Genomic DNA, 13176 nt, shown 5'->3' with positions numbered 1-13176 from the left:
CATGAGTCGTGCCCGATGAGCTTTGGAACGAAAATTCCCGCCACGATCGTCACCGGCTTTCTCGGCGCGGGCAAGACCACGCTGGTGCGCAATCTTCTTGAGACGGCGAACGGCCGGCGCATCGCGCTGATCGTCAACGAGTTCGGCGACATGGGATTCGACGGCGACCGGCTGCGCGACTGCGGTGTGCCGGGCTGTGAGGCGGACGAGGTGGTGGAACTGACCAATGGCTGCATCTGCTGCACCGTGGCCGAGGATTTCCTGCCCACCATGGAGGCGCTGCTCGCCCGCAATCCCGCGCCGGATCACATCGTCATCGAGACATCGGGGCTGGCGCTGCCGCAACCGCTGGTGAGCGCTTTCCAGTGGCCCAGCGTGCGTAATCGGGTCACGGTCGACGGGGTGATCACCGTGGTGGACTCGGCGGCGGTCGCCGACGGGCACGTGGCCATGGACGAAGAGGCGGTTGCGCGTCAGCGCGCGGCCGACGAGGCCATGGATCACGACAGTCCGGTGGAAGAGCTGTTCGAGGACCAGTTGCGCTGCGCCGACCTCATCGTGCTGGCGAAGGCGGACCTCATCGATGAGGCTGCGATGGCGCGGGTCGAGGCGCGGGTGGCGGAGGACGCGCGGCCCGGCGTGACGCGGCTGCACGCGCGGCTGGGCAAGATCCCGGCCGACGTGCTGCTGGGCCTGGCGTCGGCGGCCGAAGACGACATGGACACGCGCAAGGCGCATCACGATCATCACCACGACGACGATCACGACGATCATGACCATGAGCATGATGACGATCACCACGACCATCACCACCATGACGATTTCGAGAGTTTTGTCATGCGCGCCGGCTCCGTTGCCTCGCTGGCCGACGCGAAGGCGCGCATCGCGGCGGTGATGACGCTGACCGGCGTGCTGCGGGTCAAGGGGCACATGAGCGTGGACGGCAGGCCGGCGCCCGCCATGATTCAGGCCGTGGGGCCGCGTGTGGAGACCTGGTTCGGTGCGCCAATGGAGAGCGGCAAGGCGGCGAGCCTCGTGGTGATCGGCTTGAAGGGGTTGGAGCGCGGCAAGATCGAGGCCTTGCTGGGCGGGGCCCTTCGGGCGGCCGGCTGACCCATGCACATTCCGGCGGCCCAGACGCGACGCATCGACGAGGGTGACGACGCCGTCGATCTCGGGCAGTCGCCCGGCGACATCATCGTGCTGTCCGCCGCCGACACCGAGCTTGCCGGTTTCGCGCAAGCCGCCCATCGGCTTGATGGCGTCGCCACGCTGCGTCTCGCCAGCCTGATGGCGTTGAGCCATCCGTACTCTGTCGATCTCTATGCCGAGAAGACGCTGGCGGGCGCCAAACTGATCCTCATCCGGCTGCTCGGCGGCAAGGGCTACTGGGACTACGGGCTGGAGCGTGTGGTGGCGTTGGCGCGCGGGCAGGGCATCGCGCTGGCGGTGGTTCCGGGTGATGACAAGTGGGACGCGTCGCTCGCTGCGCATTCGACGGTTGCCCCCGATGACGCCGAGCGGCTGTGGCGCTACTGCGTGGAGGGCGACGCGGACAATCTTGCCAACGCGCTGTGCTTTGCCGCGTATCTGATCGGCAAGACCGACGCCCCTCCGCCGCCGCGGCCGCTGCCCAAGGCGGGCCTGTGGTGGCCCGACATCGGCCGGCCGGCGCTCGACGATCTGAAGGGGGCATGGGTGGACCCGGCGCGCCCGACAGCGGCCATCGTGTTCTACCGCTCTCTGGTGCAAGGCGCCGCGACCGCGCCGGTGGCAAGCCTGATCGAGGCGCTCGGCGAGGCCGGCGTCAACGCGCTGCCGGTCTTCGTCTCCTCGCTGAAGGACCCGTCCTCGGCGGCGATCCTGTCCGGGCTTTTTGAAACCCAACCGCCGGACGTGGTGCTCAATGCCACCGCCTTCGCCCTGTCCAAGGCCGGCGCTGTGCATCAGCCGACGGTGCTCGACGCGCCGGGCAGGCCGGTGCTGCAGGTGGTGTTCTCAAGCGCCTCGGAAGAGGGCTGGGCGGAAAGCGACCGGGGCCTGGGCATTCGTGATCTCGCCATGCACGTGGTGCTGCCCGAACTCGACGGCCGCATCCTGTCCCGCGCGATCTCCTTCAAGGAGGCGGGCGATCAGGACCCGTTGACCCAGAGCCGGCCGGTTCGCTTCGTGCCGAAGTCTGATCGGGTGCGGTTTGTCGCGGAGCTTGCGCGCAACTGGACACGGTTGGGCCGTGTGGCGGCAAGCGAGCGCAAGGTGGCGCTGGTGCTGGCCAACTATCCCAACAAGGACGGCCGCATCGCCAACGGCGTCGGGCTGGACACGCCGGCCTCGGCCGCCGGCATTCTGCGGGCCATGGCGGATGCGGGCTATGCGCTTGAAAGCATTCCGGAAAATTCGTCCGCACTGATGGATGTTCTGCTCACGGGGCAGACCAATGCGATCGGAACGGCTGCGAAAGGATCATCGGGGCCTGAAAGCGCGTCCGGGGCTCGAAACGAAACCGTTTCGCTGACCCTACAGGATTATGCGGAGCTGTTTTCGCGTCTTCCGAGGGCGGTGCGCGCGGGCGTTTCGGAGCGCTGGGGCGCGCCGGAAGATGATCCGTTCGTGCGTGACGGCGCGTTTCATCTCGCCATCCACCGCTTCGGCAATGCGGTCGTCGGCATACAGCCGGCGCGTGGCTATAACATCGATCCCAAGGAAACCTACCACGCGCCCGACCTGGTGCCGCCGCACAATTATTTCGCCTTCTACATGTGGCTGCGCGACGCCTTCGGCATCCACGCGGTGATCCATGTGGGCAAGCACGGCAACCTGGAATGGCTGCCGGGCAAGGCGCTGGCGCTCAGCGAGGACTGCTATCCCGAAGCCGTGCTCGGGCCCGTGCCCAATATCTATCCGTTCATCGTCAACGATCCGGGCGAGGGGCGCAGGCCAAGCGCCGCACCTCCGCCGTGATCATCGATCACCTGACGCCGCCGCTGACCCGGGCCGAGAGCCACGGTGTGGGCGCGGAGCTGGAGGTGCTGCTGGACGAATATTATCTCGCGGCCGGGGTCGATCCCCGGCGCATGAAGCGTCTCGAGGACGACATCTTCCAGCTCGCCGCGCGCCACGGGCTTGATGTGGATGTGGGCATCACTCGCGAGATGGACCGCACGTTGAAGCTGACGCGGATCGACGCGCATCTGTGCGACTTGAAGGAGCTGCAGATTCGCGACGGACTGCATGTGCTGGGACAGTCGCCCCAAGGCCATCTGCTGCGCGACCTGCTGGCCGCGCTTGCCCGCGTGCCCCGCGGCTCTGCGCCCGGCGAGGCCTCGCTGCAGCGGGCCATCGCGCAGGATCTGGGACTGATGGCGGCGGCAGCGTTGCCGGGCGCCGGCGGGAATGGAAGTGCGCCCTCATCTGGTCCTGCGGGCCACCTTCTCCCCGCAGGGGAGAAGGAAGGGCTCGCCGCCGAGAAAGAGGAAGGCCGCGCCGCCGCGGAGACGAAAGGCGGCCGCGCTGGTGGTTCGGAACACAGCCTCACGACGGATGCCTCTGCTCCCTCTCCCCGTCGGGGAGAGGGTTGGGGTGAGGGGGACGCCCCGTCCGATACCGGCTTTTCCTTCGATCCGCTGGATTGCGAGATGGCGGACCCATGGCCGGGGCCGCGTCCGGGCGCACTTGCCGAAGTCGCAGACGACGTGTGGCGTACGGCGGGCGACACGGTGGAGCGCATCGAGATGCTGGCGCTGCGGCTGGTAGACGGTGCCGCATCCGTGCCCGGTCCGCGCACGCAGGCGGTCGTGGACGGCATCAACGATACTCTGAAGACCCGGGTACAAGCCTCTGGCCCTGCGGAGATTTCCGCCGTTCTCAATGCGCTCGACGGGCGCTTTGTCGCGCCGGGGCCGTCGGGTGCGCCGACACGCGGGCGTCCGGACGTGCTGCCGACGGGCCGCAACTTCTATTCCGTCGACGTGCGCGCCGTTCCCAGCGAGACCGCCTGGGCGCTGGGACAGCTTTCCGCCGAGCGGCTGGTGGAGCGCTATTTCCAGGAAGAGGGCGCCTGGCCGCAAGCCATCGCGCTCACAGCCTGGGGCACATCGAACATGCGCACGGGTGGCGACGACATCGCGCAGGCGCTGGCGCTGATCGGCGCGACACCCGTCTGGGAAGCCGGTTCGGGGCGCGTCACCGGCTTCGAGATCGTGCCGCTTTCCAAGCTCGGGCGGCCGCGCGTCGACGTGACCTTGCGGATTTCCGGATTCTTCCGCGACGCCTTTCCGCACCAGATCGATCTTTTCGACAGCGCCTTGCGCGCCATCGCGGATCTCGACGAGCCGGAGGACGCGAACCCGATCGCGACCCGCGTGCGTGCCGACGCGATGCTGCTTGCGGACGGGGGCATGGAGGAAGGCCTTGCGCGCCATCGGGCGGCGTTCCGGGTGTTCGGATCGCGCCCCGGCGCCTATGGCGCGGGGTTGCAGGCGCTGATCGACGAGGGAATTTGGGAGGAACGCGGCGATTTCGCCGAGGCCTTCCTGACCTGGGGGTCCTATGCCTATGGCGGTGGTGAGCAAGGCGCCGACGCCCGCCCGGAACTCGAGAGCCGGCTGCGCCAGACGGACGCCGTGGTGCAGAACCAGGACAACCGCGAGCACGATCTGCTGGATAGCGACGACTACTACCAGTTCGAGGGCGGGCTGGCGGCCAGCATCGAGACGCTGAAGGGGGAGGCGCCGCGGGTCTTCCACAACGATCACTCGCGGCCCGAGCGCCCGGTGATCCGCACGCTGGACGAGGAGATCGCCCGGGTGGTGCGTGGGCGAGCGGCCAACCCCAAATGGATCGCCGGCGTGATGCGGCACGGCTACAAGGGCGCCTTCGAGATCGCCGCCACGGTTGACTATCTCTATGCTTTCGCCGCGACCACGCGCGCGGTGAAAGATCATCATTTCGACCAGCTGCACGCGGCCTATCTGGAAGACGCGGTCGTGCGTGATTTCATTGCCGATGCGAACCCGGCGGCGCTCGCCGAAATTGCCGAACGTCTGAAGGACGCCGTCGACCGCGGCCTCTGGAGGCCGCGGTCCAACAGCGCCTATGATCAGTTGAGCGCGCTGGCGCGCGCCACACCCAAGGAGACAGGCTCATGAGCAAGCAGGACATGACCGAGGAGGAACTCAATGCGCGCCACGCGGAGAAGATGAAAAAGAAGAAGGCCGCGCGCGACAAGATCATGGCCACCAAGACGATCGAGAAGGGGCTGCTGATCGTCCACACCGGCAAGGGCAAGGGCAAGTCGACCGCCGGCTTCGGCATGGTGTTCCGCTCGCTCGGCCACGGCCACAAGGTGGCCATCGTGCAGTTCGTCAAGGGCCGTATCGACACCGGCGAGCGCATGGCGCTGGGCCGTTTCGACGATCTGGTGACGCTCAAGCGGATGGGCGACGGTTTTACCTGGGAGACCCAGGACCGGCAGCGCGACATCGCCGCCGCGCGCGAGGCTTGGGAAATGGCCAAGCAATTGATCACCTCGCGCGAGCACCGGCTGGTGCTGCTCGATGAGCTCAACATCGTGCTGCGCTATGACTATCTCGACATCAACGAGGTGGTGGAGTTCCTCAAGACCGAGAAGCCCGACGACGTGCATGTCGTCATCACCGGGCGCAACGCCAAGGACGAGTTGATCGAGATCGCGGATCTGGTCACCGAGATGACGCAGATCAAGCATCCCTTCCGCTCCGGCGTGAAGCCGCAGGAAGGCATCGAGTTTTAGGGGGGAGGCGGAGCCGGTCGCGCCTCTCGATTGTCATCCCGGCCGAAGCGCGAGCCCCGGGACCCAGTAGCCGTTGAGCCATCGCGCAGGCCACGCTATCGCCGCACGAATGGGCGCGTGAGCCGAGAATCCAATGGCTACTGGGTCCCGGGTCTCGCGATGCTCGCCCGGGATGACAATCCGGTGATGCTCGGCCGGAACGACAACCGGGGTGACCGTGTCGCCACACCCGCAACAGGAGACGCCCGTGCCGAAACTTTTTGACCAAACCCTGCGTGATCGCTCCGATGAGCATCGCGATACGGTGACCCGCTACGAGATGACGCGGACGCTGGTGGAGTTCCTGGCGGCCGTCGCCTTCATCATCGGCAGCATCTTCTTCTTCTACGAGTCTTTGATGTTCGCCGGCACGTGGCTGTTTCTGATCGGCTCGATCCTGTTCGGGATCCGCCCGGCCATACGCCTGGTGATGGAAATCCGGCTGGTCAGTATTAAGGCGCCCGACAAGATCGTCCCGGAGGCCTTGCGTGGCAACGACGACTGACGCGGACGCGGTCAAGACGCCCGCGCTGATGATCCAGGGCACCGGCTCCAATGTCGGCAAGAGCGTCGTCGTGGCGGGCCTGTGCCGTCTGTTTGTTCGGCGCGGGCTCAAGGTCATGCCGTTCAAGCCGCAGAACATGTCCAACAACGCCGCGGTGACCGAGGACGGCGGCGAGATCGGCCGGGCGCAGGCGCTGCAGGCGCGCGCGGCATGCGTGCCGCTGTCGGTGCACATGAACCCGGTGCTGCTCAAACCCGAGACCGACACCGGCGCGCAGGTGATCGTGCAGGGCAGGCGTCACGGCACCATGCGGGCCGAGGAATACGGGCGGCACAAGGCCGAGCTGCTGCCAAAGGTTCTCGAGAGTTTTGCGATCCTCGAAGGGGAGGCCGATCTGGTGCTCATCGAGGGCGCGGGCAGCCCGGCCGAGACCAACCTGCGCTCCGGTGATATCGCCAACATGGGGTTTGCGGACGCGGCCGACGTGCCGGTGGTGCTGGTGGGCGACATCGATCGCGGCGGCGTCATCGCCTCGCTGGTCGGCACGCACACGGTGCTGGAGCCCGGTGAGCGGGATCGAATCAAAGGCTTTCTGATCAACCGCTTCCGCGGTGATGTTGCGCTGTTTTCTGAAGGTGAGGCAGAGATTGCGCTGCGCACGGGCTGGGCGGCGCTTGGCGTGATCCCGTGGTTCGACCGCGCCGGCGAGCTTCCAGCCGAGGATGCGCTGGGGCTGGAGGGCGGCGGGGCATCGGGCGCGGCTCTCAAGGTCGCCGTGCCGGTGATCGGCCGCATCGCGAATTTCGATGATCTCGATCCGCTGCGCATGGAACCGGATGTCGATCTGGTGCTGGTACGGGCCGGTGAGCCGCTGCCCGGTGACGCGGATCTGGTGCTGTTGCCCGGATCGAAATCCACCATCGGTGACCTCGCCTATTTTCGCGCGCAGGGCTGGGACATCGATCTGATCGCGCACGTGCGGCGCGGCGGCCGCGTGATCGGCCTGTGCGGCGGCTACCAGATGCTGGGCCGAACCATCGACGATCCGGACGGCATCGAGGGCGCGGCCGGATCTGTCGAGGGGCTCGGCTTGCTCGACGTGGAGACCGTTCTTGGCGGTGATAAGCGGCTCACCCTGACGCACGGAACACACGTGGCAAGCGGTGCCAGCGTTGAGGGTTATGAAATTCATCTCGGCCGCACGACGGGGCCGGACTGCGCGCGGCCGCTGCTGGAGATCGGCGGCGAAACGGATGGCGCAACCTCGGCGGACGGGCTTGTTTGCGGCACCTATCTGCACGGGCTGTTCGGCGCCGACGGATTTCGCGCCGCCTATCTGGGCGCGCTTGGCGGGGTGTCGAGCGTCGCCTATGAAGCGCGGGTCGAGGCGGCGCTCGACGCGCTGGCGGATCATCTGGCCGCTTGCGTCGATACCGATGCCCTGCTGGCGATCGCGCGGGCGCGCTAGGTCCGTTTCCAGACCAGCAATTGGTTGTTGGCCGGCATGGCGTGATCGGCGACAAGTTCCAGCTCTTGGGCTTTTGCCAATGCGTCCACAGCCTCGATATCGCGGATGCCGGCTTGCGGATCGCGCGATCGGAGATAGGCGTCGAACTGCGCGTTGCTCGGCGTTGTGAAGGCGCCGCCGTATTTGAACGGGCCGTAGACGGCGAGCATGCCGCCCGGCGCGAGCACGCGGCCGACGCCCTTGAAGAACGCTTCCACCAGCGGCCACGAGACGATGTGCAGCGAATTGGCGGTGAAGACCGCCTCCGTGCTCTCGACCGGCCACGGCTGGTCGCCGATGTCGAGCAGGAGCGGCGGCCGGATGTTGCCACGCGGTTCCCGCGCAAAACGCGCCTCGAGCCCCGGCAGATTCGGCTCGAGATCCGTGGGCTGCCAGGTGAGGTGCGGCATGCGGATGGCCATATGCACCGCGTGCTGGCCGGTACCGCTGGCGATTTCCAGCACGGTGTTCACATTCGCGAAGGCGTCCCGGAGAACGCCGGCGATCGGCTCCTTGTTGTTCTCCGCCGCCTGGGAGGACGGGAGCGGGTTACTGTTGTCGAGCGGCATGAGTGTACCCCGTGTTTGCAGCCGGCCCGCGTTACAGCCGCCAGACGAGGGCGGCCAGGGATCCGATAAGGACAAGTAGCAGAACCCATGCGGCCGTGTTGACGCGCACCGCGCGGGTTATGTCGTTGGCATCGGCGTCGGGGCGGCCCGCCGGATTCATCCAGGGGTCGTCCACGACCTGCGTGCCGTAGTGACGGGGCCCGGCCAGGGCCACGTCCAGAGCGCCCGCCATGGCAGCCTCGGGCCAGCCGGCATTGGGGAGCGGTGGGTCTGGGCGTCGTTCACCATCGCCGTGAAGGCGGCCCGCGTGCTGCCGCGTGCGACCCGGGCGCTCAGGGCGATCAGGACGCCTGAAAGCCGTGCCGGGACCAGATTGAGAACATCGTCCAAACGGGCGGCCGCCCAGCCGAACGCCTCATAGCGCTCCGAGCGGTGGCCGATCATCGAGTCGGCGGTGTTGATCGCCTTGTAGGCGATGATGCCGGGCAGGCCTCCGATGGCGAACCAGAAGGCGGGCGCGACAACGCCGTCGGAGAAGTTTTCCGCGCAGGACTCAATTGCCGCTCGCGCGATGCCCGCCTCGTCGAGACTCTCGGGATCCCGCCCGACGATCATCGACACCGCGTGACGTGCCTCGTCGATCCCATGGTTCATCCCGTCGCGGACAGCGGTGACATGCACGGTAAGGCTTCGCTGGGCGATCAGCGTGGAGGCAGCAAGCACGATCAGCACCGAGCCGCCCGGCACCATCCGGAACAGGTGTTCCATCACAAGCCCGATCACGATGCTCGCGCCGACCAGCACCGCCACCAGGAGGACGCCGGCTGCGCGGCGGACGTGAGGCAAAAGGGAAGCGCTGTTGGTGCGGAACTCGAACGCCGAAATCAGTCGGCCAATGTTGACGACCGGATGCGGCAGCCGACGCCACAGCCAGCCCGGATCGCCAATCACGGCATCCACAGTCAGCGCGGCCAGCAGCAGCAACAGGGCATCGGATCCAGTCAGCATGAAGCGTCTTCTGTTCGGGTGCCTGCCCGCGGCGGGCGCCGATCGTCGGCCGGGGGCAGTTCATCAAGGGATTGCGACAACGCCGTGTCGAAACGCGTCAGCGCTGCGTCTGTACCCGGAAGTCCGATGCGAAGCCAGTGGGGCGCGTAGTCGAAGGCACGTGTCCAGATGTGCCGGCGTGCCAGTGCCGCGTGCAGGGCATGGGCATGTTCGTGCCGGATCAGCCGGAAGAGCGTCGTGCCCCCGGCAATCGGCAGGCCATGCCGGGCGAGGACGGCATCGAGCGCCGCGCTGTCCCGGATCAGCGTCTGGCGCATTTCTGTCTGCCACGCCGTGTCCCGCAATGCGGCGGCGCCGATCTCCAGCGCGGGGCCGGAGACGGACCAGCCGCCGATCGCCTCCGACAGGCTTGCGCACAGGGCAGGCGGTCCCGCGAGGAAGCCGAGGCGCAATCCGGCGAGACCGAAGAACTTTCCGAACGATCGCAGAACGGCCACAGGCGTCGTGCTGGCATGCGGCAGCACGCTTGTCTGCGGCGCGACATCGGCGAAGGCCTCGTCGATGATCAGCAGCCCGTCACGGGCGGCGAGCATGCGGGCGACGTCGAGCAGGGCTTCAGGCGCGAGGCTGCGGCCATCGGGATTGTTGGGGTTGACCAGCACCACGATCCGGTCGGCGGCGCCGATCTCGTCCAGCGACAGGATTTCGCGAACCGGACGATGCGCGCCGCGCCAGCAGCCGGCATGGCTGGAATAGGTTGGCGAGAGCACCACGACGTCACCCTGCGGCGCGATCGTCGGCAGGCGCGCGAGGATGGATTCGGTGCCGGGCGCGGCCGTGACGCCAAACGCATCCGGCACGCGATATGCGCCACGCGCCGCGTCCAGCAAGGAGGACATCGCGGCGTCGCCGGGGAGGGTGCTCCAGGCGTCCGCCGCAAGAGTGAATTGCGGCCCGTTTCGCGGCGTTTCGGATGCGTTCCGTTCGCCTGGCGCATGTGTTGTCCCGTGGCGCGATTCGGGCCATTGCCACGCATGGGGATTGATTCCCGTCGACAGGTCGAGCCAATCGTTTCGGCTGCCGCCGAAATGGCGCGCCGCCTCGCTCAAATCGCCGCCGTGCCGCATCCCTGTTGTCCCATTCTCACTGTGAATCACCGTGTTTTAGCGCTTTTTTGCTCGCATGTGTGCGCTACGTAGCGGGTAGTTCGGACCGCATTCGACCGAACAGACTGGGAGGGGTTCGCCGGTTAGGGTTTGAGTCGCATTAACCAGAGGTTCCGCCCATGTCGTTCGCAGGAATTCGTTCACTGCATGTGGTCGGCGCTGATCGCAGAGGTTGTAATAGTCCGGTGTCATCCATCTGCCTGAACTGCCCCAATCGTCTTCGGTGTGTCCGCTCAGGCTGGCAGTCGCCGAATCGGTTCTGGTTCCCCCATGTGGTGATGATCCGCCCCATCAGGGAATGTCCCTGCAAGCAGGATCTCGGTGTAGACGCGATAGGCGCAGGGTCCGGTCCCGTGCCGTGCGTGCGCCTCTCCGATGAGGAAGACACCGACGTCGCGCCCAAGAACGCCGTCGCATAGTATCACCGTTCCCCGTCGCCCAGGGCCGGTACGCGGATGACGCGCGTCGTGAAGCAAGCGTGCTTTCGCGCTTCGCGAGCCGGCTTTCCAAGCTCCTAATGCTCTCCCCAAACGCTCCGACATGGCCAGGTCAACATCCCTTCCGGTGTACCGGCGCCGATATGCGCCGGCCATGCGTTCGGACCCGTTGAACTGGCGGCCGACCCGGCTATGCTGCTCCACTGAAGCCGGGGGCGGCTGACGACTCGCGGGAGGCTTTGATGCGGTCGATTTTGCTTTGCGCCGTGGTGGCGCTTGCGGCTGCGTCGGGAGCGCGGGCGCAGGACAATTTTCTGGAAACGACGGCGGCGGACCGTTCCAACCTGCAATCGTGCATCGAGGCGGCGCACGATATGAACGCCCTGGTCGACCAGTGTATCGGCGCCGCCGCCGACCCATGCATGGATCATCCCGACAATCAGCACACGATGGGCATGAGCGCATGCGCCGTCCGCGAGCAGAGGTTCTGGGACGAACGGCTGAACGCGGCCTACTCGGAACTGAGACGCGTTCTCGGCGAGCCGGTCCGCACTGAACTGCGCGACGTGCAGCGTTTGTGGATCAAGTGGCGCGACACCTCCTGCGCCTTCACGATCGCCTATTACGATGGCGGCACGGCCTACAAGCCCGCGATGGCCCTGTGCGGCATGCGGGCGACGGCGCGCCGCGCGATCGACCTTCAGGAAATTCTCGACCTCTTGAAAAGCCGCTGATCACGCGGCTGTGTTGTCTCTCCGGGCAGCGCCGGTCGCTTTTCCACCGGGAATTGATAAAGTTTACGCATCAATAATCTCTATCCGGCAGATTACGTAACTTGGCGCGCTTGGGGCGTCCTCCGTCAGCCGCTGTGGGTTCCGCCGCTACCATGAATCTTGATATTTCAACCCTGCTGCTGCTGCTGGGCACCCTGTGTTTTCTCGTCGGCATTACTTTGCTTTGGGTCTGGCGCACGACCCGGCAGGAGGTCGGACTTTTCTGGTGGGGGATCAGCTTTCTGGTGCGTGCGCCGGCGTTTCCCCTGATCATGGCGCGTGGATATATTCCCGACTGGATTTCAATCGATGTCGCGGTCGGGTTTCTGATGCTCGGACTTGGAACCGGCTGGTACGGTTCTCGTGGCTTCTCGGGGCGGCCAATGTATGTCCCCGTCGCATTGGCGCCACTCGCGATATGGCTGTTCGCCAGCCAGGTGCCCGCGCTTCACGACGACACCAGCAACAGGATGCTGCTGATCTCCGGCCTGACGGCGATCTACTCGTCGGCCGTTGCCATCGAGTTCTGGCGGTGCGCCAACGACGGTGCGTTCCTGCGCAGGGGGTTGGCCATACTGTTCGCGATCAACGGCGGCCTGCATGCGGTGCGCGGGATCTACTCGCTGGTCTCGGACCTGCCCTATGACATCATGAATGCGGGAAACGGCTTCGCTGCGTCGATGTATTTTCCCTCTGTCATCCTGATGATTGGCGCGCTGCTCGGCGTCGCCCTGCACAACGACCGCACCATGCGTGCGCTGCGCCAGGAGGCGGAGTTCGATTCGCTGACCAACGTTCTGACCCGCAAGGCGGTGTTCACCCTTGCCGACCGGGAGATCAGCCGGGTGCAGCAGGATGGCGGCTTCATCGCCTTGCTGCTGTTCGATCTCGATCACTTCAAGACGATCAACGATTCCCACGGCCACCAGGCCGGTGACATGGTGCTGCTGCGGTTCTGCGAGACCATTGGCGGGCGGTTGAGAAAGAGCGATCTGTTCGGTCGTATTGGCGGCGAGGAATTTGTGGCGATGTTGCCCGACGTCGATGGACCGACGGCTTGCCGTATTGCCGATGAGTTGCGCCGGGCCGTCGACGAGCTGAGCATCGTGCGCGCGGGACAGGTCATTCCGGTCTCCGTCAGCATCGGTGTCGCCTGCGCGCGCGGCGGCGTGGCGGCGCTTGATGCCCTGATGCAGGAGGCGGACGAGGCGCTTTACGGCGCCAAGCAGCAGGGCAGGAACCAGGTTCAATTGGGCGGGCTCGCTCCGGCGTTCGCCGCTCATTCCTGATGCCGGTGTGTGTCGGCGGCAGTAAGGCCGGATCGCCACCCGTCGCGGGTGCTGGATCGTGCCGCGCCGGCGTTGCGGATGTGACGTTTACCAGCTGGTCACCCCGCCGGTGT

10 protein-coding genes and 1 pseudogene are annotated in these 13176 nt (G+C 66.4%); 8 read left to right on the top strand and 3 right to left on the bottom strand.

The annotated features are described in order from the left end of the window. Positions 1-15 precede the first annotated feature (15 nt). From cobW to D1F64_RS13780, 6 genes are all read left to right on the top strand, one after another. A complete protein-coding gene (gene cobW / locus D1F64_RS13805) occupies positions 16-1113 on the top strand; it encodes a cobalamin biosynthesis protein CobW (RefSeq protein WP_117412903.1) in 1098 nt (365 codons plus the stop codon). A 3-nt stretch (positions 1114-1116) separates the two neighbouring features. Beyond that, the gene (locus tag D1F64_RS24665; protein ID WP_117412902.1) at positions 1117-2961 is read left to right on the top strand and encodes a cobaltochelatase subunit CobN; all 1845 of its coding nucleotides are present in this window, start codon (positions 1117-1119) and stop codon (positions 2959-2961) included. Continuing rightward, positions 2958-5147, top strand: coding sequence for a cobaltochelatase subunit CobN (cobN, locus tag D1F64_RS13795; RefSeq protein WP_248304462.1), 2190 nt, complete (start codon positions 2958-2960; stop codon positions 5145-5147). The genes D1F64_RS24665 and cobN overlap by 4 nt, the downstream gene beginning before the upstream one ends. After that, complete coding sequence (gene cobO / locus D1F64_RS13790; RefSeq protein ID WP_117412900.1) at positions 5144-5770, top strand: cob(I)yrinic acid a,c-diamide adenosyltransferase; 627 nt, start codon at positions 5144-5146, stop codon at positions 5768-5770. The genes cobN and cobO overlap by 4 nt, the downstream gene beginning before the upstream one ends. Positions 5771-6017: 247 nt before the next feature. Continuing rightward, entirely contained in the window at positions 6018-6314 is a 297-nt protein-coding gene (locus D1F64_RS13785) for a YrhK family protein (RefSeq protein ID WP_205470475.1), read from the top strand. A 28-nt stretch (positions 6315-6342) separates the two neighbouring features. Beyond that, positions 6343-7782 carry a cobyric acid synthase gene (locus D1F64_RS13780; RefSeq protein ID WP_117414603.1) on the top strand — a complete coding sequence of 480 codons (1440 nt, stop codon included), beginning with the start codon at positions 6343-6345 and terminating at the stop codon, positions 7780-7782. On the opposite strand, the gene D1F64_RS13775 is transcribed toward D1F64_RS13780, so the two are convergent. The 3 genes and pseudogenes from D1F64_RS13775 to cobD all read right to left on the bottom strand — a co-directional run bounded on the left by D1F64_RS13775 (position 7779) and on the right by cobD (position 10525). Then, positions 7779-8390, bottom strand: coding sequence for a DUF938 domain-containing protein (locus D1F64_RS13775; protein ID WP_117412899.1), 612 nt, complete (start codon positions 8388-8390; stop codon positions 7779-7781). The two genes, D1F64_RS13780 and D1F64_RS13775, sit on opposite strands and share 4 nt — an antisense overlap. Positions 8391-8550: 160 nt before the next feature. Then, positions 8551-9398: pseudogene (gene cbiB / locus D1F64_RS13770) on the bottom strand (adenosylcobinamide-phosphate synthase CbiB); the annotation flags it as partial. After that, complete coding sequence (cobD, locus tag D1F64_RS13765; protein ID WP_117412898.1) at positions 9392-10525, bottom strand: threonine-phosphate decarboxylase CobD; 1134 nt, start codon at positions 10523-10525, stop codon at positions 9392-9394. The gene cobD and the pseudogene cbiB, both read right to left, overlap by 7 nt. 718 nt (positions 10526-11243) lie before the next feature. Between cobD and D1F64_RS13760 the strand changes: the two genes are divergently transcribed. Together D1F64_RS13760 and D1F64_RS13755 are read left to right on the top strand one after the other, a co-directional pair. Beyond that, on the top strand, positions 11244-11735 hold the full coding sequence (locus D1F64_RS13760) for a lysozyme inhibitor LprI family protein (RefSeq protein WP_117412897.1): 492 nt from the start codon (positions 11244-11246) through the stop codon (positions 11733-11735). Positions 11736-11887: 152 nt separating this feature from the next. Then, on the top strand, positions 11888-13063 hold the full coding sequence (locus tag D1F64_RS13755; protein ID WP_117412896.1) for a GGDEF domain-containing protein: 1176 nt from the start codon (positions 11888-11890) through the stop codon (positions 13061-13063). Positions 13064-13176 lie beyond the last annotated feature (113 nt).

The sequence above is a fragment of the Breoghania sp. L-A4 genome (assembly GCF_003432385.1).
Classification (GTDB): domain Bacteria; phylum Pseudomonadota; class Alphaproteobacteria; order Rhizobiales; family Stappiaceae; genus Breoghania.
The sequence above is the reverse complement of the archived record's forward strand: the minus strand, read 5'-3'. Positions and strand labels throughout refer to the sequence as shown.

Coding starts and splice junctions, on each gene's coding strand:
- D1F64_RS13755 (WP_117412896.1), top strand. CDS start 11,888: ATGAATCTTGATATTTCAACCCTGCTGCTGCTGCTGGGCACCCTGTGT.
- cobW (WP_117412903.1), top strand. CDS start 16: ATGAGCTTTGGAACGAAAATTCCCGCCACGATCGTCACCGGCTTTCTC.
- D1F64_RS13760 (WP_117412897.1), top strand. CDS start 11,244: ATGCGGTCGATTTTGCTTTGCGCCGTGGTGGCGCTTGCGGCTGCGTCG.
- D1F64_RS13780 (WP_117414603.1), top strand. CDS start 6,343: ATGATCCAGGGCACCGGCTCCAATGTCGGCAAGAGCGTCGTCGTGGCG.
- cobO (WP_117412900.1), top strand. CDS start 5,144: ATGAGCAAGCAGGACATGACCGAGGAGGAACTCAATGCGCGCCACGCG.
- D1F64_RS13775 (WP_117412899.1), bottom strand. CDS start 8,390: ATGCCGCTCGACAACAGTAACCCGCTCCCGTCCTCCCAGGCGGCGGAG.
- D1F64_RS24665 (WP_117412902.1), top strand. CDS start 1,117: ATGCACATTCCGGCGGCCCAGACGCGACGCATCGACGAGGGTGACGAC.
- cobD (WP_117412898.1), bottom strand. CDS start 10,525: ATGCGGCACGGCGGCGATTTGAGCGAGGCGGCGCGCCATTTCGGCGGC.